17 protein-coding genes are annotated in these 16,727 nt (G+C 67.9%); 5 read left to right on the top strand and 12 right to left on the bottom strand.

From position 1 onward, the window contains the following. Window position 1: 1 nt before the first annotated feature. Entirely contained in the window at window positions 2–202 is a 201-nt protein-coding gene (locus HF885_RS09835; RefSeq protein ID WP_170104742.1) for a hypothetical protein, read from the bottom strand. A 354-nt stretch (window positions 203–556) separates the two neighbouring features. Between HF885_RS09835 and HF885_RS09830 the strand changes: the two genes are divergently transcribed. From HF885_RS09830 to HF885_RS09820, 3 genes are read left to right on the top strand one after another with little or no spacing between them, the layout of a single operon-like run. Continuing rightward, the gene (locus tag HF885_RS09830; protein WP_059053524.1) at window positions 557–967 is read left to right on the top strand and encodes a hypothetical protein; all 411 of its coding nucleotides are present in this window, start codon (window positions 557–559) and stop codon (window positions 965–967) included. Then, on the top strand, window positions 964–2,166 hold the full coding sequence (locus tag HF885_RS09825) for a relaxase/mobilization nuclease domain-containing protein (RefSeq protein ID WP_154435935.1): 1,203 nt from the start codon (window positions 964–966) through the stop codon (window positions 2,164–2,166). The genes HF885_RS09830 and HF885_RS09825 overlap by 4 nt, the downstream gene beginning before the upstream one ends. Then, window positions 2,163–2,687 (top strand): hypothetical protein, encoded by a 525-nt coding sequence (locus HF885_RS09820; RefSeq protein ID WP_059053520.1) that lies wholly within the window; start codon window positions 2,163–2,165, stop codon window positions 2,685–2,687. The genes HF885_RS09825 and HF885_RS09820 overlap by 4 nt, the downstream gene beginning before the upstream one ends. Before the next feature lie 137 nt (window positions 2,688–2,824). Here HF885_RS09820 and HF885_RS09815 read toward each other — a convergent pair whose 3' ends face one another. From HF885_RS09815 to HF885_RS09800, 4 genes are all read right to left on the bottom strand, one after another. Continuing rightward, window positions 2,825–4,591, bottom strand: a complete 1,767-nt coding sequence (locus HF885_RS09815) for a GmrSD restriction endonuclease domain-containing protein (RefSeq protein WP_059053517.1) — start codon at window positions 4,589–4,591, stop codon at window positions 2,825–2,827. A gap of 101 nt (window positions 4,592–4,692) precedes the next feature. Continuing rightward, on the bottom strand, window positions 4,693–5,355 hold the full coding sequence (locus HF885_RS09810) for a GNAT family N-acetyltransferase (RefSeq protein ID WP_059053515.1): 663 nt from the start codon (window positions 5,353–5,355) through the stop codon (window positions 4,693–4,695). 155 nt (window positions 5,356–5,510) lie between these two features. Then, window positions 5,511–5,996 carry a hypothetical protein gene (locus HF885_RS09805; RefSeq protein WP_059053513.1) on the bottom strand — a complete coding sequence of 162 codons (486 nt, stop codon included), beginning with the start codon at window positions 5,994–5,996 and terminating at the stop codon, window positions 5,511–5,513. Beyond that, window positions 5,993–6,265, bottom strand: coding sequence for an ECs_2282 family putative zinc-binding protein (locus tag HF885_RS09800; protein WP_059053511.1), 273 nt, complete (start codon window positions 6,263–6,265; stop codon window positions 5,993–5,995). The genes HF885_RS09805 and HF885_RS09800 overlap by 4 nt, the downstream gene beginning before the upstream one ends. 576 nt (window positions 6,266–6,841) lie before the next feature. Here HF885_RS09800 and HF885_RS09795 point away from each other — a divergent pair. Together HF885_RS09795 and HF885_RS09790 are read left to right on the top strand one after the other, a co-directional pair. Continuing rightward, the gene (locus tag HF885_RS09795; RefSeq protein ID WP_154435929.1) at window positions 6,842–7,015 is read left to right on the top strand and encodes a hypothetical protein; all 174 of its coding nucleotides are present in this window, start codon (window positions 6,842–6,844) and stop codon (window positions 7,013–7,015) included. Window positions 7,016–7,268: 253 nt separating this feature from the next. After that, on the top strand, window positions 7,269–8,642 hold the full coding sequence (locus tag HF885_RS09790) for a hypothetical protein (protein ID WP_170104741.1): 1,374 nt from the start codon (window positions 7,269–7,271) through the stop codon (window positions 8,640–8,642). On the opposite strand, the gene HF885_RS09785 is transcribed toward HF885_RS09790, so the two are convergent. From HF885_RS09785 to HF885_RS09760, 7 genes are all read right to left on the bottom strand, one after another. Next, window positions 8,639–9,772 (bottom strand): ArdC family protein, encoded by a 1,134-nt coding sequence (locus HF885_RS09785; protein ID WP_170104740.1) that lies wholly within the window; start codon window positions 9,770–9,772, stop codon window positions 8,639–8,641. The two genes, HF885_RS09790 and HF885_RS09785, sit on opposite strands and share 4 nt — an antisense overlap. A gap of 58 nt (window positions 9,773–9,830) precedes the next feature. Continuing rightward, entirely contained in the window at window positions 9,831–9,953 is a 123-nt protein-coding gene (locus tag HF885_RS10580) for a hypothetical protein (RefSeq protein ID WP_268873216.1), read from the bottom strand. Continuing rightward, a complete protein-coding gene (locus HF885_RS09780; protein ID WP_170104739.1) occupies window positions 9,946–13,365 on the bottom strand; it encodes a VaFE repeat-containing surface-anchored protein in 3,420 nt (1,139 codons plus the stop codon). The genes HF885_RS10580 and HF885_RS09780 overlap by 8 nt, the downstream gene beginning before the upstream one ends. Beyond that, complete coding sequence (locus tag HF885_RS09775; RefSeq protein WP_206109899.1) at window positions 13,353–13,859, bottom strand: DNA gyrase; 507 nt, start codon at window positions 13,857–13,859, stop codon at window positions 13,353–13,355. The genes HF885_RS09780 and HF885_RS09775 overlap by 13 nt, the downstream gene beginning before the upstream one ends. A gap of 53 nt (window positions 13,860–13,912) precedes the next feature. Continuing rightward, on the bottom strand, window positions 13,913–14,902 hold the full coding sequence (locus HF885_RS09770; protein WP_059053502.1) for a conjugal transfer protein TrbL: 990 nt from the start codon (window positions 14,900–14,902) through the stop codon (window positions 13,913–13,915). A gap of 2 nt (window positions 14,903–14,904) precedes the next feature. After that, window positions 14,905–15,645, bottom strand: coding sequence for a hypothetical protein (locus HF885_RS09765; protein ID WP_170104738.1), 741 nt, complete (start codon window positions 15,643–15,645; stop codon window positions 14,905–14,907). A 14-nt stretch (window positions 15,646–15,659) separates the two neighbouring features. Further along, window positions 15,660–16,727 (bottom strand): glucosaminidase domain-containing protein (locus tag HF885_RS09760; RefSeq protein WP_206109898.1); only part of this gene is annotated, 1,068 nt, incomplete at its 5' end.

Raw genomic sequence — 16,727 nt, 5'->3', positions numbered from 1 at the left:
CCTACTCCTCCGAGAGCTTCTCTATGAGGCACATCTTCACGAAGGACGTGAGGCTCATTCCCTTGAGGGCGGCCGCCTCCTTCGCCGCGTCGCGCAGGTTCCGCGGGATGCGCATGGTGACCGGCACGTTCTCCGAGCCGACGAGGAACGTCTGGATCTCGGTCGGCGTGGCCCCTGAGTCTACGAGCTCCGTGTACTTCATTGCGACTCCTCGAATGCACGGTGCAGTACAATTGCAGCCCATTCTAGCAGATGTCTTGCAGGCTTCTGTCAGCTACCGCCGGCGGATAGCCCCTTGACGGCCTTGACTAGTACGGAGATGCCGGAAGTGCGGCCAGCTCAGCAAGTAGCCTAACTTGTACGTACCGTCCAAGTTAGTGGGGTCCACGGCGCCCTCGCGCGGCACCTCGCCCGCACGGGCCGGCGCACTGCCTCGCAACCGTCGCCCCATGACGTCCCGTCATGGGGTCTCCTCGCGGGGGATCCCCCGCGCCCCTATACTTGTACGTACCGCGCCAGGCACGTCACAGCCCCCACCCCTTCCCCCGGGAGGGCCATGGGCAGGTACACCTCCAGGTTCGAGCTCAGGCTCGGCGAAGGCGACGAGCGGGCACTGCGCGACGCCGCCGCGCGCTTCGGCATGGGCAGGGCGGAGCTCGTGCGCACCCTCGTGCGCGCTGCCGCCCAGTCGGACGCCGGCGACGCGGGCCAGGTGCTCGTGGACCCGCGGACCGCCGTGCGCATCGAGCGCGACGTGCGCTCGCTCGGCTACCTCCTGAACCAGTGCGCGCACGCCCTGAACGGCATCGCCAAGTCCTGCCGGGAGCAGGAGGTGGACCCCGCCGCGCTCGCGGAGGCCCTCGAGGGCGTGAGGTGGGACCTCGCCGCCGTCTCGGAGGGGGCGCGGGCCGTCCAGGAGGGCCTGGGGCGGCTCGCCGGCAGGCAGGCCCTGCGGATGCGGCCGTGACGTACCTCAAGGCCATATCCGGACACACCGGCGCCGGCGGGATCAGGCGCTACCTCGAGAGGGGCGGGCGCGCGCTCGCCGTGGACCTCCTGAACCTGGGAGACCCCGCGCTCTGCGAGGACTGGGCAGCGGAGATGGACCGCACGAGGAGGCTCGCCGGCAACGACCGCGCATGGGGCGACAGGCGCGCTCGGACGTTCAAGCACTACGTCGTGTCCCCCTCACCGGAGGACGGCATCGGCCTGGACGCCCTGAGGGAGCTCGCCACCGAGTGGGCGCGGCGGAGCTTCCCCGACCACGAGATCGCGATCGTCTACCACGACGACAACCAGAACCACGTCCCCCACGCCCACGTCGTCGTCAACAACACCAACCTCGAGACGGGCCGCAGGCTGCAGGACCCCGACCCCGGCGCCCTGAACGGGTCGCTCCAGGAGATCTCCCGTGGGCTCGGCCTCTCGCACTTCCGCGGTCGCGTGGACGGCGGGCCCAGGACGGATGACCACACGCAGAGGCGCGCCGAGGGCAGGCAGGAGCGGGCGATCTCGGGACGCGACGCCTACTCGTGGGTCGCGGACATCCGCTCGCGCGTCGCCGTCGCCAGGGACACCTCCACGAGCGAGCGGGAGTTCCTGCAGGCCCTCGAGGGGCTCGGCGTGGAGGCGAGGCCCGCCAGCGCTAGGACGGGCGGCGGCTGGGTCTACCAGCTCGCTGGCATGACGTCTCGTCAGGTGTCGGGCGCGAGGCTCGGCACCGCCTACACGAGGGAGGGCGTGAGGGCGCGCATGGCGTCTGCCGCCCTCCCGCGTCAGGTGGCGTTCGACGCCGTCGCGGCCGCCAGGGACGCCGTCGAGGTGCGCGACCTCTCGGAGCTCGCGAGGGTCGCCTCCGCCGTCGAGGCGGTTCGGTCTAGGGGGCTCAGGAGCCTGCATGGCATCGACGCGGCAATCGCGAAGGCGGAGGCGGAGGGGCGCGCCAAGGACGCCAGGCTCCTCTCTGACGTGCGGGAGTGCTGCGAGGAGCACGGACTCCTACCCGAGGCGGCACCACGCACCAGCGGAAGCGCGAGGGCCTCGAAGCGCCACGCAACCAAGAGGCGCTCCACCGTCGCAGGCGGCACGCCTCACACGGACGGCACGGGACGGAGGCAGCGGGAGGTCCGGAGGGACGGCCGCGGGGAGAGGGGCGACTCAAGGTGAGGATCACGGTCTGGTACGAGGACGGCGGACTCGAGGAGTTCGACACGACGGCTCTCACCACCGCCGGGGCGCTCGGTGCGCCGGACGCGATGACCGACGTTGCCGTCCGGCTCGTGGAGGGCGACGGCATGTGGGCCGAGCTCAGCTGGTACGACTCCGCGTGCAGCGGCGGCGGTGACGAGCAGCTCGCCCCCAGGCGCGCCGGCTGCAGGGCGCACCTGCTCTCGGAGGACGAGCTCGCGCGCGTGAGGTCGTGCGACGTCGACGGCACGCGCTGGCTCACGCGCGTGGGGCCGGACCTCGTCGACGAGCGCAGGCTCTCCGAGCTACTCTCGCTCCTCTACGAGCCCCCGGTCGAGGGGATGTCCCTCGCGAGGAGGGCCGTATGGCTGCTCGGACACCTCGCGGACGCGGACGACGGCCTCGGCATGGATGGTGCACTCTCGCTCATGGGCATGACGCGGGCGAGCTACCAATTCCTGTCCCGCCACGATGCTATCGTCCCAGACGAGGTGGGATAGCCGTCCGGCAGGAGGGGGCAACCATGGCAAGAAGACTGCTCAGGCTCGTGTTCTCGTTCTTCCGCTGGCTCTGCAGGGTCGTGCTCTTCTGGGTGTGAGGAGGGGCTCTAACGAGGAAGCGGCGTGAGCCCGCTCGATCACAGCCTCTCGAACGCCTCCTTGATCAGCCTCGCCATGAGCACGCGCCTCTTACCCAGGAACTCCTCGTAGTCCATGTTCTCGAAGCCGAGCGGGAGCGCGTGCTCGCGGCAGTTGCGCTCGTACTCGTCCTCCCCCAAGTCCTTGCGGTACCTGGCGACGTACTCCGAGGGGGCGTCGTCCGAGATGTAGATGTTGTTCTGGTAGTCGACGAGCGTGAAGTTCGCCCTGTTGCTCCTGTTGCCGAGGTATCCCCTCTCCTCCAGGTAGTGGTCCGGGAAGATGTGGTGCTTGTCGACGGCGTTCTTCGACCCCGACGAGCCGATGGTGATCAGCTGGGAGATCGGCATCGTGCTGAAGAGTGCCTTGCACCCGAGGACGACCTGCGCGGCGACGAAGCCGTGCCACGACGGGCCGTTGGCCTCGCGCGCGTCGAGCTCGTTCACGAGGGTCTGCTCGAAGTAGTCGTCCGTGAGGAGGGCGGAGATGCTGCGGTCGAAGTAGCCGACGAACTCCTCGGCGGTCCCCATCCTCGAGATTTCGACCAGCTGGCGCTCGAAGACCGTCTCGAACGACCCGACGTAGTACCCCGTGAGGCTCGAGGCGAAGAACCACCTCCTCGCCAGCCTCTTGAGCGAGAGCGGGTCCATGCCGAACTCGTGCCTGCCGATGAGGTAGAGGGCGTAGTTGTACATGAGCGCGTTGTCGGAGGAGATCTGCGACGACGACACGTACCCCGCCTCGCCCACGGTGTTGATGAAGGCGTGCCAGTTGTTGAGGTCGAGGACCCTGTCGAGCGCCGCCCCGAAGGTCTCGAAGCTCTTCTCCCTCGTCTCGGGCGAGGTCTCCTTGGTCTCGAGGTCTCTCCCCCTCAGGATCTGGTAGGCGTAGCGCAGGCGGCCGCGCTTGAAGCCGACTCCCACGGTGGCCCTGATCACGTGCGTGGGCGTGACCGTGATGAGCGGGTTGTACGAGGTCCCCTTGGCGGGCCTGTGGCTGTCCTCGCAGAACCCCTCGATGCGGTTCCTCATCCCGGGCTCGTAGACGGAGAGCAGGGTCATGATGAAGTCGTCCTGCTTGAGCGTCTGGCCCTGCGAGTTCACCCTCACGAAGATGTCGGCGACCATCTCCTCGTCCGCGCTCTCGCTGATCTGCAGCGTTGGCAGGAGGTAGCGCTCGAGCCCGAGGAGGTCGTTGAGGCCCTGCTCGATGGCGTCCTCCTCGTCGTCGGTGAGCGGAGCGGCGCCCTTCTTCTCGTTCGAGGCGTTGATCGCCTTGACGAACTTGCGGCGGAACTTGCTCAGGCCGTTGAGCCGGTTGCTCTCGAACACGTCCGAGACGGAGGAGATCCAGCGCGGGTCCTTCTCCGTCGAGGCGTCGGCGTTCTTGAATGCCCTGCCGATGGGGTCGTAGGCGATGCGTATGGAGCGTCGCTCGAAGTTCTTGTCCATCACCTCGATGCCGTAGAGCGCCGCGAGGAGGGCCGTCAGGCGCTGCTGGCCGTCTATGACGAGGTCCTTGGGGGCGGAGAACGCCTTCTCGTTCGCCCCGATCTGAGACTTCTTGTCGTCCTCCGCCGGGGAGTCCCAGAGCATGATGTAGCCGATGGGGTACCCCCGGAGCATCGAGTCGAGGAGGTCCCTCACCTTGCTGTTGGTCCAGACGAACGGCCTCTGCAGGTCGGGCAGGCCGATCCTGCCCGACTTGACGTCCTTCAGGATGTTCCCCACCTCGAGGGTGACGGGGTTGTAGATCGAGTTTGCCATGCTCACGCTCCACGGCTCGCGACGGATACACGGGAACCATTCTATTGCGCCGCTGGCACGCGAAGGCGCGTCGAATGGATGGCATGGGCGCTGGCCCCGGCCTAATGCCGCCGCACTGGCCCGTCCGTCCCTCGAGCGTCAGGCTCCCGCCTGAACACGAGCGCGTGCGAGAGGAGCGTCCTGGGCTCGACGCCGAGCTCCTTCGCCAGGGCCCGGAGGCGGTCGTCTATCAGGCCGAGGCTGTTCTCCTCGATGAGGGCGAGGAGGCTCGGGTCGGAGAATATCGGGGCGTCGACTCCCACGGGGGCGAACCCCAGCCCGCTGAACAGGCGCTGGCTCGCGACGTTCCCCGAGTCGATCTTGGCGACGAAGGCCTGCGGTCCGGAAACGCGCTCGACCCCGCGCATGAGCGCCCGCACGGCGTCCGTCCCCACGCCCCTTCCCCGCCATTCGGGAAGGAGGCGGACCCCTATCTCCGGGTCCTCGTCGGCAAGGTCTTCGATGCAGCAGAACCCTGCGCGTTCGTGGCAGGCGTCATCCACGATGGTGCAGAAGAGGGAGCCCTCGGACATGACGTCAGACCAGTAGCCTTCACGTAGCTCCTGGCCCTTCTCGCCCTCCTCGAGGTACGCGTCCCTGAGGCCGGGAGCAAACGTGCCGATGTAAGAGGCCAGGTCCGAGCGAACGGGTGCGCGCAGGACGATTCGGTCCGTATCGGTCAACGTCCCGTCAGCACCGAAGAAGTCTCCTGCTGTTTGCTTCATGATGTGGCATCTCCCATTACATGTCCAAGCCCCTGCATGCCGTATCCCAAGACAAGCGGAAACGACCGCACAACACGCAGCTCGCTCAGGGCAATGCGGACAAGGCGGCATGGCGCATGCATGTCAACACGCTTCCGAAAGGCTGCCTCCGCTTTCTAGACGGAGATGATGTTGTCTCTGCTGCGCTCCGCCCCGTCGGCGTCAATCCACCTCGTGGTGATGTGAAACTTGCTGGGTGAGCCACCGACAAAGGTGACCACCTCGTCGAAGCTCTCGCCGGGTTCCAACCTCTCGTATGGCTCCTTGTCCTGCCGGAAATAGTAGGGACCACCTTCGCAGGAGCAGGTTATGTCAGTCACCGTCGTGCCGCCGGTATTCGACACCCTGATGCGATGAGACTTCGCTCCCATCAGTACGTGCCGGGCCTCCACCTTGGACGACGCCCGCATGCGAGCTTCCTCTTCTTCTCTCTCGAGCTGCAGTTCGCTAAGATGTGCTTGCAGCCTTCGCAGTTCGGCGCCCTGCTCCTCGTCGCGCTTGTGCAGACGATAGTTCAATATGAACTCGACAATTGAGAGCGCGAGACTGATTGCCGAGATTGCGATGGGAACCACTTCGGAAAAGGTCGTCAAGTCCTTCACCTCACATCCCAGCCCTGCTTCTTGAAGGCCCTCCCCAGCTCCTTGGAGAGCGCACTTACCAACTCGTCCCCCATTTCGTCGACGGCCACGCTGATCGACTCTTGGTTCGACTCTATGAGCTCGGCGTACGTGAAGGTCCTTCCGCAGTGGGCGCACGTGAATGGCCAATCGTCGGGATAGTCCTGTTCCTGCTCGAGAATCTCAAACTTGAACTCCGTGCATCCGCACGTCGGACAGGAGAGATTCACCTGCATTGACAAATCGTCCATTGCCGCTCCGTTCATGGCTTTTCCGTTATTCCGACCACTTTACAGCCATGCCGGGACATCAAAACTCTCTCGTAGTGTCTGCCTCGCCTCACAGGCAAGATCATGCTTCTCAAACGCTTGTTCTGCATGGCCTGATTCTTGCTCCTGTGGGAAGCTGACAAATGCTCAGCCCTCACGGCGGTGGGGCCGTCTGCTAAAGCAGGAAATTCTTCTTGTAACGTCATTATTGATCCAGACGATATCGAGTGGCCGACTGGCGGAGGCAGACAATGGCGGCATGATATTCCATCGAGCTCTTACTCTTGTTCTTCTTCCTGCTGTTCGGGGTTGTGTAACCGCAAGGGGATGCTTGCCGTCGGCATTGGGCTCCGATTCTCCTAGCGTGAGGGTCGCCACGTTTGCGGTTACATCTGAAGAAAAACTTATGGCAGCACTGTAAACTACTGTTCATGGTTGGTATCGACCGCAGTCGGACCGACGGGACGTTTTCATGCCGATTGAAACGGAGAACTAGGTATGCCTAATCTCGATCCCAATCCTCGCATCGCGACGGAAGAGCTCAAGGAATTCAAAACTGTGACTCCCGACAGTGAGTTCCAGTGCGATGACGGCACGGTGCGCACGTGGTCAGAGATGGTTGACGGCATCGATCCTGATCTTGCTCCTGACGCATCCGACATCCCGGACGACGAGCGCGCTTCGAGGTACCACGAGCTGCTCTGGAGCTTCGGCGCCCAGCGAATCTCCTAGCGACTCCTTGACTTCGTACACCCTTTAGTCTCGCGCGGCACGGGGCATATGCATTTAGAGAACCGTCCAGCAGGAGCGACAGCTAGGCTAGTGCCGTTGTCCTTTCGCGGGCTCCACCAAAGCATCCTTTCTGGGTAAACGGCTTGTAGTGGGCACGGCTGAGTCTGCACATTTCTTGGCGTTGAGGCGTTAGCTTACACAAAACATCGACAGCTAGTGAACGGAGTACCTCATCGAGGAGCAAACGAATGACGTGCAGAGCAATCCAGATGCATCGGAGGTAACGGCTCGTCAGGGGAACGGCGAAGCCATCTCAATCGGTAACCATGAGAAAGATGCCTCTGCTTCCAGAGATCTCCCTCAATGCAACAGAGCTGAGGCGGAAGAGCCCTTCTCTGAGAGCGGCGAAGCAGAACTAGGCAGGCCAGCAAGCACGGTCGTCAGCCCAGCAGTTTCCATACTCGGCGGCATCGACAGAGAGAGGCTCGTCGCGCTCTCGCGAAACGTAAGTGCGACAGCAAACCATATTGCGGCGATGGGCGCGGCTGTCCAACTGCCAGAGGTGAAACCCCCTATAGCGAATATCCAAGGAACCTCAGAGCTGCTTCGAGGGTTTACGAAGGATATCGTCACACAGATGTCGGGCGTTGACCGGCTCTCGAGCGCCATGGTCAGCACTGTTCAATCCGCCATCTCGACGGATTCTGCCATCTCTTCTGCCATGGGCGGGATTGCTGCAATCATGCAGAAATTGACCTCAAGTGGCAGCACCCTCGCGAACGCCATTACCACAGCGTCGAGTGTATCTTCGGAGCTAGGACAGATATCAGAGTTTCAGCTCCCAAGCAGTCTAGAGTTCGGTAAAGACATTGCAGCCAAGATGGCGGCCAACAACGAGGCCATCGAGTCGTCCGTCGGCAGCATGGCGAAAGCGCTCAGAAGCGTCTGGGGCCACTATGGCGGTATTGCTGACGCGGTCGTCGCAAGGCTGAGGTCGACGATTCCGCCAGTCCTCGACCAACTTGCAGTGCTGCCCGGTTTCGATTGGAACTCGATTCAGGATGGACTCGTCAAGTGGGGCGAATATGGCTGGGTCTTTGTCGCCGAGGCACCGATAGACCTCCTACTCCACGTTCCGGGGAGTCGCAAAGATGCCGACAGGATCATGCGCTCATACGCATCGCCGAGGCACCTCGTGAAGGTGCGGGCAAGGCTGGCGGAGAAGGCACGTAAGAGAAGGGACCTTGAAGAGGCCCTTTGGCTGTTCGATAGCAAGCATTACAAACCCTGCGCGATGATGCTGTGCGCGCTCATCGAGGGCGAGCTCCTCGTCAGGGCGCGCAAGGGAGAGGGACGAAGGGGCAAGCGTAGGCCCAAGGAACCCATAGAAAGGATGAAGAGTCAATGTCGCCCGACTGACCCAGAGGCATTTGAGGCTCTCGGAGCCTTTGCCTCGTTTGATCACTTCTTCGCACAAGGAAACGACTTCGACCGTTCCGTCGAGGACGACCTGAACAGGAACTTCCTCCAGCACGGCATGATGTACAAGCCAGTAACCCGTACGGTATGCGTGAAGCTGATCCTCTTGCTCAACGCTCTGATCGTCTCGTTCGACACGTATCTCTAAGATAGCCGGGCCTCTTTACGTCCGGCCGTCTGCCGAATATTTTGCGGCTCGATTCCTCTGGCATTTGTCTTTACGCTTCTCGCAGACTCTGTTGCCTCCCGTGCGGACCGCGCGCGCGATGTGAGCGGCACCCTATCGAGGGCATTTGCCCTTGCGGCATCCTCTCTCGAGGCCACCAGCCTCTCCCTCCTGTCCGTGACGAAGTCCGCGGCCTTGGACGCCTGGGTGGCGGCCTTGGCGAGCGCGGACGGGTCGTCGCGAATCGCGGTGAGCCACCCCTGCAGGTAGGCGGCGTGGTTCTCGAGGAACGTCCTGTCCATGTCGGCGTTGGCGTAGGCGCCCATGTCCAGGTCCGCGTCCGCCGCGGCGAAGGCGGAGCCCAGCTCCGCCACGAGCTCCTCGCGGGCGTATCCCTCCTCCGACCGCTCGACCTCGCGGCCGACCTCGCGCGCCGTCGAGTGGCACATCTCGTGCAGCAGCGTGCGCGCGAAGGCGTCCATCGAGGTGAACTGCGAACGGAGCGGGAGCGTGATCGTGTCGGTCGAGGGGCGATAGTACGCCTCGTCTACGCGCTCCTCGCGGACCGGGCACCTCGACGACTCGATGAGCTCGTCCGCCACGCGCTCCACCTCGGCGTTCTCCGGGGCGTGCGCGCTCGGGTCGTAGGGCTCGATCCCCTCCACCTGGGAGGCGTTGAACACGTGGTGGAGCCTCCCGCGGAGGAAGGCGTCCTTGAGCGCCTCCTCGGGGAGTCTCCCCGTGCGGACGAGCTGCTCGGCCCTCTGGAGGGTGACGGCGCCGGAGCCCGGGACGCGCACGTACCAGCTCCAGAACTCCACCGTCGCCGGCGAGCGGGCGCCCCTCGCCACGTGCCAGCCGGCATCCCTCGCCTGGTTGAACGTGCACCACCTGGGGTCGTCGAAGCCGCCCCTGCGCATCGCCGCCGCGAGCGAGAGCCTGTTCATTCCTCGGTAGGTCCTTCCCGTGGCGGCGTTCACGGGCGACCAGCACCCCTTCCACTCCGCCGCCCAGGCGAGCCCGCCTCGCTCCATCGCGGCGGAGATCTCCTCGACGACCTGGCGCCTCGCCTCGGCGATCGCCTCCCGGCTGCCCCCTGCGTCCCTTGCCATGCGAATCCCCCTGTCACGGTGGCAGGGCGGCCCCGTGGGACCGCCCTGCGCGCCTCGCCTATGCCCCGTCGGTGCCGTCGCCCGCGGATGCCGCCCTGCACAGCGCGAGCGCCATGAGGGCCGTCCCCGCGGTGGCCATCCCCGCGAAGAACCAGATGAGCGGGACGAACGGGTTACTCATCGCCGTCGCCTCCCCCGAGCGGGTCCGGTCCCGTCGCGGGCCCGCGGCGGATCCGGATCCCGGCGTCCCCGTCCGCGTCGCGGCGTCCGCGGCGCCTGAGCGCGCGTGCGCCCGCGAGGGAGAGCCCCGCGGCGGAGCAGAGGCCGGCGATTGCCGCCAGGGGCGCGCCGGCGTCGCCCGTCTTGGGCAGCTGGCCGCCGCCCTTGGTGGCCTTCTCCTCCCTGGGGGTCTCGGGCGGGGCCTCGGTGATGCTCACCGTCTGTCCCCGGTCCTCGAGGTCGGCGTGGGTGGCCACGGTCCTCCCGTCGTGGGCGATGGTCTCGAAGGCGACCACGTCGTGCCCTGCGAGCGCGCTGCCGTCGAACTCGAACGTGACGTCGGTGCTGCCGGACTCGGCGTCCGCGGTGAAGGTGGCTCTGGCGGTGACGGGGCTGCCGTCGCTTCCCTTGACCCCCTCGCCCGTGGACTTGTCCATGAGCGTGCCCGTGACCGTGTACTCGCGGCCCTTGACGAGCCCGGACCACTCGACCCTGTCCGTGATGGTGACCTTGTCCGCGGCCGTGGCCTCGTGGTCGCCGTCCGCCGCGTCGGTCGCCGTGGTGTGGATGCCGGGCAGGCTCACGGTCTGTCCCTCGTCCTTCAGGTCGGCGTGGGTGGCGACGACCTTGTCCGCGCGGGAGAGCTCCTCCGTGCAGACGAGCCTCCTCCCCTCGAGTCCGGTGCCGTCCACGTCGAAGACGACCTCGACGGTGCCCTCGGAGGACTCGGGAGTGACGGTCGTCTCCGCCGTGGCGAGCTCCTTGCCCGTCTCGGCGTCGAGCAGGCGTCCCCTGACCCTGTACTCGGTCCCGGGGGTGACGTTGGAGTAGGAGACGGTGTCGGCGACGCGCTGGCCAGGCGCCGCGTCTACCACCTTGTCGCCGTCCGTCGCGTCACTTGCCGTCGTCCTGACCTGGGGGAACGCCACGCTCTGCCCCTCGTCCTCGAGGTCGGCGTGCGTGGCGTACCCGTGGCCGTCGCGCGAGAGCTCCTCGAAGGCGACTACCGTGCGGCCCGCGAGGTCGGAGCCGTCGAACCTGAACGTGACGGTCGCCTTGCCGCTCGGCTCCTCGGGCGTGAGCTTCGTGGTCGCGGTGACCCTCTCGCCCTTCGCGTCCTTGACGGCCTCGCCGGTTTCGCGGTCCATGAGGGTGCCCGTGAGCTCGTACTCCTTCCCGGGCACGAGGTTCTGGTACTCGACCGTGTCCGTGATGGTCACGTCGTCGTCGGCAGCCGCGTCGTGGGAGCCGTCCTCCGCGTCCGCCGCGGTGGTGCCGATCTTCGGGAACAGGACCGTCTGTCCCTCATCGTCGATGTCGGCGTGCGTGGCCACCGCCTTCCCGCCCTGGCTGAGCTCCTCGAACGCCACGACGGAGTGGCCGGCGAGCCCGGTCGCGTCGAACTCGAAGGTGACCTTTGCCTTGCCCGTGGAGAGCTTGGGGGTGAGCCTTGCGGTGGCAGTGACGGCCTTGCCGTCCGCGCCGGTCACGGCCTTGCCGGTCTCGCGGTCCATGAGGGTGCCCGCGAGCTCGTACTCCTTCCCCGGCACGAGGTTCTCGTACTCGACCTCGTCGGTGAGCTCGACGTGCTCGGCGGCCTCGGCCAGGTGCTCTCCGCCCTCGCCGGTGAGGGTGGTGGCTATGCGCGGGCCCTGGTCGTCGTCGACGGTGCCGAGGTCCACGGTGGTGGCGTCGCGCGTGACCCGCGCGGTCATGCTCACGAGGCGGAGCCCCTGGTTCGCGGCGCACGGGAGCTCCTCGACGTGGTACGTGTCGTAGGGCAGCGCGCCCTTGGAGTCGTCCGGGGCGGTCTGGGAGTCCGCGGTGCCGCTGAACCACACACCCGCGGAGGCGTCCCAGGACCCCTCGCCCGCCGAGTCGTTGGCGTTCGTGCGCGTGGTGTGGGCGGTCCAGGACGACGCGGTGCTCGCCTGGCCGTTCTCGTCGGTCACGATGACGTGGGACTCTCCCGTGGTGGCGGAGGTGATCCGGAACGGGACGCCCGCGAGGCGCGCCATGCTGCCGGACTCGGCCTTCACGAGCTCGAGGTCGCCGCGCCTGACCTGCTCGGCGACCGTGGGGGTGGCGTAGGTGGAGACGGTCTCGGCCGTGCCCTCGCCGGTCACGTGGACGACGTGGGTGGCGTCGTCCCCCAGGTATCCGTTGGGGGCGGAGGTCTCGGTGATGGCGACCGTTCCCACCGGCACGCAGGCCTCGCCCCTGGAGTCTCGGTAGAGCGCGTCGCCCGTGGCGGACCCGAGGTCGGCGGTGCCGTCCTCGCCCGTGGTGACTGTCCAGATGCGGGTGGCCTTCGCGGGGAGGCTCCCCTCGTCGTACTGCCCGTCGTAGTAGCGGACCTCGAAGGTGGCGCCCTTGAGCGTCGCGGCGCCCAGCGGGGACGCCTTGCCCGTCTCCGCGTCGGCCTTCGCGAGCACGATCCCCAGCGGGTTCACCTGGGGGGCGTCGGTCGCCGTGGCCTTGGTGGTCCTCCCCGCCTCCACCGTGAGGGGGATCACGTCGGTCGAGAGCGCGTAGTTCCTCGCGGGCTTGGTCTCCCTCGCCCAGTAGCTCCCGGCGCGCAGCCCCTGGGCGGAGCCGTGCCCGCTCGCGTCGGTGACGATCGTCGCGACCGCCTGGGTGCAGGCCTCGTCGGAGTAGACGGTGTAGGTCGCGCCCTCGAGCGAGTAGCTGCCGTTGGCGTCGGACACCTCGTGGTTCGCGGACGACTTGGTGAGCTCGACGCCGCCCGTGGGGAGCACCTCTACGACGCTCTGGACCGTGCCGTTCGGCGAGTACCAGACCTTGCTCGCGCGGTCCCAGGCGCCCGCCTTGCCCGCGTGGGCGCGTGCGTCGGCGACCGCCGCCTGGATCTTGCCCGCGTCGGCGCGGCTCGCCCTGCCGCCGGCGCCGCTGTAGACGTTGCCCGACATCCTCCCGACGCTGTAGGCGCCGCTGGAGAGGTCCACGTCCATGCCGCAGAGCATCCACACGGCCACGTTGATCGCCTGGTCGGGCCTCTCGAGGCCGAGCGGGTTGCCCGGCGCCATGATGTGGACGAGGTACGCCAGCGCGTGCGGGTCGGGCAGGATGCCCGTGGCCTCGCCCGTGTAGTCCCACCTGGTGAACGTGGTCCCCGTGGGGTTGTGCGCCTCGGGGCTGATGCAGAAGAGCTGGCTGCCGGAGTCGCTCCCGAACGAGAGGAAGCCCTCGCCGCCGTTGGTCTCCGTCGTCACCCTCATGGTCCCGGTCGAGGCGTACGCCACCGCGGGCGCCAGCGCGCCCAGGGCCTGGCTGAGCACGAGCGCGGCCGATGCGATGGCCGCGACCACCCTCCGCGCGATCGTCCCCCTCGCCCTCTTTCTCACTCGTCCCATTGCCCGCGTCCTCCCTGCTCGCGTGCCTGCCTTGCGTCCCCCGCGATGCCGCGCGAGCCCTCCCGCGCCTCGCTCGCGCGCGCCCCCAGGGCCCGCCCCTGCGAGTGCTCGCGCGCCCAGCGGCGACGGCCCTCCACGATCGCGTCCCTGAGCTCGGCGGGGTCGACCCGCGCGCTCTCGCGCACGCGCCTCCCGTCCTCGCCGAGGACGGGGTTGCCCTCGGCGTCGAGGACCGAGCGGCGCAGGAGCACCTGCCGGTCCGCGGGGAGCGGCAGGTCTCGCCACCTCTCACCGCGCAGGGCCGACGGCCCCACCGACAGCGGCGTGAACTCCCAGCCGCCGTAGTCCGTCCCCCCGACGACCGTCCCGGAGGGGACGCGGGCCTGGTTGAACTCGCGCTCCTCCCCGGTCCTGCGGTCCGTGTAGCGGATGTGCTCCCGCACGAAGTTCTCGTGCAGGGTGACCACCACCCGGCCGTCCCTCTCTCCTTCCATTCCTTCCTCCTATCCTTCGGGCCCTCCCGGGCCGCCCTTTGGGAGCCTGTTCGCTACCCGCCGAGGGCGTCCCTGGCCCATGCCCCGCTCTTCGCGAGCGAGAGCACGAGCAGGACGCACATGGCGAGGTACTGGAGCGCGTAGCTGAGCCCGCCCACGACCGAGTCGACGGGCGTACCGGTGCCGGCGCTCGCCGCGTTGAGCCCGCCGAGCACGACGGGGAACGCTATGAGGAGCAGCGTGATCACGAGGCCCGCGAGGCACACGGACGCGAACTGCCTGAGGTAGCCGACCCCCATCTGCCTGGTCTCGTCCAGGCCCAGGAGCGCCAGCGGGATGGGGCTGAGCGCCGCCATCACGTAGAGCTGGATCGCCCTGGCCCAGGTGACGACGAGGGCCACCACGTAGGCGACCACCACGACGAGCCAGCTGACGAGCGCGACGACGACCATCGCGAGGAGCGCCGCCACGTCGTCGTCCTCGGTCACGATCGAGACGGCCGAGAGGTCCATGGCCCCGCCCGTGCCGAACAGCGCCGTCACGCGGGTTATCGCGAGGCGCGCGACCTCGTAGAGGGCCCTCATGAGCTCGAACGAGTTCTGCACGAGGAAGAGGTTCACGGCGAAGAACACGAGCAGGAACACGACCTCCCTGATGGCCGGGACGGAGGCGTTGCCGTCCATGCGCTGGGAGATGTGCACGAGCTGGGCCGTGAAGACCATGGAGAGGACCCCGCAGCCGATGGGCAGGACGGCCGCCTGCCAGGCGCCGCGCGCCATCTCGGCGAGCGTCGTTCCGCCCGCCGTGCCGAGCATCGACGAGAAGGGCTTGGAGAGCACGCCCTCCACCCCTATCGACGCGAGCACCCTCGCCTGGGCGGCGAAGATCCAGTTGCAGGTGTCGCGCAGGACCCCGCACATCCACGAGTTGATGTCGTCGGCTATCGAGGCGAAGGCCGGGTGCGGGACGAGGAGCGCGACGGCGAGCGCGAGCCCCGCGGCGGCGGCGAGCCGGAGGGCCCCCGCCCTCTTTGCTCCGCGCATGGCTAGCCCGTCACCGAGAACGCGCCGCCGGACCACTCCACCGAGACGACGGTCCTGCCGGGGTCGTCGCAGGTGAAGGTCGCGGTCACGCGGTCCTCGTTCGTGTCGAGGAAGACCTCGCCGTCGAATGCGGCCTCCGACGCGCCGGGCACGTGCATCGAGACCCAGAGCCTGACCGCGGCGTCGAGCGCGGTCTCGTCCCCGCCCACGAGCGACAGGTACTCGTCGTCCACGCCCGTGACGCGGACCTCCCCGTCGGTCGGCGCCGGGACCCAGTCGAAGGCGACCCGCAGCTGCTCGCAGCGCAGCCTCGCGTCGTCCCCGTCGCCCGTGATGGTGGCGGTCGCCTGCACCACGGTGCCGTCCGCGCGCGTGATCGAGAGCTCGCAGCTCCCCGCGGAGTCCTCCGTCACGCGGTAGCTCGAGGTGTAGGTGTTCGTCCCGTCTGTCTCGACGATCCGGCCGCCGGACGCCGTGAGGCGCTCGGACGCGTCGTCGGCGCCCATCCACTCGCGGGACTCGAGCGCCGACGCGCACGACCCCGCCTCGCCCGTCTCGCCGGCGCTCCCGCCCGCGTCCGACCCCGCTGTGTCGGTCGTCGTCTGCGCCGCGGTCGCCCCGGAGGTCCCGGCGTCCGTCGCCGACGCACTCCTGGCCGCCGAGCAGCGCGCGAGCGTGGCCGCCACGAGGACGGCGACGGCCCCCGCCGCCGCCATCGCCACGGCCCTCTTCCGTCTCTCCATGCTCCCTCTCCCTCCTAGTACCTGATCGCGCAGGTGAAGTAGCCGATGCCCGTGCCCACGCGCACGTGGTCGCCGGGCTTCGGCGCGTGTATGTACGAGTCGCCGCCTATGTAGATGCCGACGTGGCCCGGCTTCCAGAGGATGTCGCCGGGCTGGGCCCGCGAGAGCGGCACGCGCGTGCCGGCGGCCGCCTGGTCCTCCGAGTTGCGCGGGATCCGGATCCCCGCCTGCGCGTAGCACCACTGCGTGAGGCCGGAGCAGTCGAGCGCCCTGTAGGGCGTCGTCCCTCCCCAGACGTAGGGCGTGCCGATCTGCGTCTGGGCCGCGGCGACGATGGCGCCGCCCCCGGTGCCCGCGGTCCCGGCCGCCCGGAGGTCCGCCGCCGTCATGGAGTCGAACCTCCTGAGCCCGTAGGCGTCCATCGCGGACTTGAGCGACTCCACGTAGGAGGACGACGTGGCGTAGCCCGCCTCCTTGAGGCCCTCCGCCATGAGGTCGGAGTCGCGGGTCGCCACGGCCTGCCGGATCTTGGCGTTGTCGCGGTAGTTGGCCGCCTGGAGCAGCACGCGCGAGCGGAACCTGATGCAGTCCTCCGCGGACCTGAACCTCGTGAACGCGGCGGCGACGGTGACGCTCGCGCCGCCGTACTCCTCGCTCGTCTGCCACGACTCCTTCCCGGTGACCTCCGGGCAGGAGGCGAAGCTCGAGGCCCACTTGATGCCGAAGAGGTTGTTGTCGCGGGTGGCGAGCCCGGAGAGGTGGTCCCCCACGCCGGACTCGACGATGATCTGCGCGAGCGTGCACCCCGCGGGGTGACCGTACTCGTCCTGGCACTCGAGCGCGGCGAGCACCATCGAGTAGGTTACGTAGGGCGGCAGCCCCTCCACCGAGCGGCGCGCCTCGTCCTCGTGCTCCCAGAACCCGAAGACGGACCCCAGCGCCTGCGAGACGAGGGTCGCGGCCAGCACCGCCGCGAGGATCCCGGCCACGGCCCCGGCGAGCGGCAGCGCCGCCCCGGACGCGGCGGCGGCCCTGCCGGCGGCGCCCCTGCGCGCGGGCGGTGCGGCCGCCGCCCCCTGGGC

This window comes from Parafannyhessea umbonata, assembly GCF_012844235.1.
Classification (GTDB): domain Bacteria; phylum Actinomycetota; class Coriobacteriia; order Coriobacteriales; family Atopobiaceae; genus Parafannyhessea.
Note: the sequence above shows the minus strand (reverse complement) of the source record. Positions and strands in the feature narration are given on the sequence as shown.